This is a genomic window from Bacillus sp. T2.9-1, assembly GCF_950097965.1.
GTDB lineage: Bacteria > Bacillota > Bacilli > Bacillales > Cytobacillaceae > Niallia > Niallia hominis.
Window position 1 is genome coordinate 1 of sequence record NZ_CATNHG010000027.1, and the last position, 1615, is coordinate 1615.

Annotated in this window: 1 protein-coding gene; it reads right to left on the reverse strand. The window is 35.2% G+C overall.

Going from position 1 to position 1615, the window contains the following annotated elements:
- Window positions 1-202: 202 nt before the first annotated feature.
- Window positions 203-1516 (reverse strand): IS1380 family transposase, encoded by a 1314-nt coding sequence (locus QQZ16_RS03055; protein WP_016205278.1) that lies wholly within the window; start codon window positions 1514-1516, stop codon window positions 203-205.
- Window positions 1517-1615 lie beyond the last annotated feature (99 nt).

Here is a 1615-nt window from a genome sequence, read left to right on the forward strand (position 1 = left end):
ACCTGAAATATTCATAGCACTTTAAAAGATGCACGTTTTTCTAAAATGCAGGTGAGAGTTTTCTATCTTTTTATAAGATTGAACATTTTCTAACCTTTAAAATCTAATTAATTTATTTCCCATTGGAAATGTCCTATTTTTAGGCAGACTTCTCCCCTTAACTGAAATTTAAATTTTTTTCAGTTGGTAAAACCAAGTTAAGCTACTCAATCTGGAGTTTTTGTATTTGACCCAATACGTTCCAAAAGAATTTCTGATAGACAAAACTTGATGACAATTTAAAGTAATAAGATCTACCTGATTTCACTAGTTTACTGGCAACTTTAATAAGCCTTGTACGTATGGTATCAATTTGCATCATCTTTTGACCTTGTGGAAAGCAAATGGTTCGTAACCAATTCGTTAAATTATAAGCAAGCAGGCTTAGCATCATTTTTACCGTGTTGACTTGAAAAGAATGACTATTCATGTGATCCAAATAAAAGCCATTCTTTGATTCCTTGATATAGTTCTCCATCGTTCCTCTTTTTTGATAAGCTCGTACGATGTCTTTTGGAGAAGCTATTTCAAAATTTGTAACAAAAAAGGAATGGGCAAAAAGTAATTCACCAGCTGGTCGTACCGATTGGATAATCACTTTTCTTGGTTTCGACCATGACTTGGCTTGATAAGTGGCTTCTTCAAAATAGCGCTCTGTTTCTGAAACATCTCGTGGTGCAGAAGAAGGATGGTATTCTTTAGCAAGACTTTGTAATTGTAGGTTAGATTTTAATCGGATCACATATAAAACGGATTCCTTTTCACACAATTCGTACAAGTCGGGGACGGCAAACCCACTGTCTCCACGAAGGAATAAATTCGTTTCAGGGAACTTTTGGTTGTAGTGTTCAATTAATGGCTGAATAAACTCAACAATACCATTTGAAGTATATACATTTCCGGGACGAAGCTTCGCTTTAAGAAAGTCACCTGTAGCACCATCAAAAGCAACCAATGGATGAAAACCCATTGTTCCATAATGCGTATTGTAGGAAGAATCCTCTTGATTTCCATAAGTATCAGAATGGGTTGAATCCAAATCGATAAATAAAGCTTCGGACCCCCGAAATGAATGGATTTTATCAAGTAATTCTTGGTTTGCTTGATTTAAATGATCAATAGACTCTTTATCAAAACGTGTGTAAAAACGAGATAAACTCGGTTGTGAAGCGAGCGCTGGCGTTCCTATGATTTGGGTGAAAACTGGATCTTTCGTTAAATGATCAGCTGCATCATCCTCGGAATAGCCCGCAATCATTTGATAAATCTTTTGACGTAATAAGTTCTCGTTTGAATGGAGGTAATAGGCCCTAGAATCGTTTAACCTCAAATGGTTTTCTAGTGTTTTTGAAAATCCAATTTTCTCATCGAATTCCCTAAAAAGAAATTCACCAGTATCGGAGGACAGATCCCCTCCATCATTTGACAATTTAATTTTGCGATTGAAATCAAGGGTAATTTGCGGTAAAGTAGCCATTATAAGAATCCTTTCTGTGGTTATTTCGTCGTTGTTTTAACCTTATCAGAAATGGATTCTTTTTTCATTTATCAAGTGAATTAACATTTAACAAAAAAG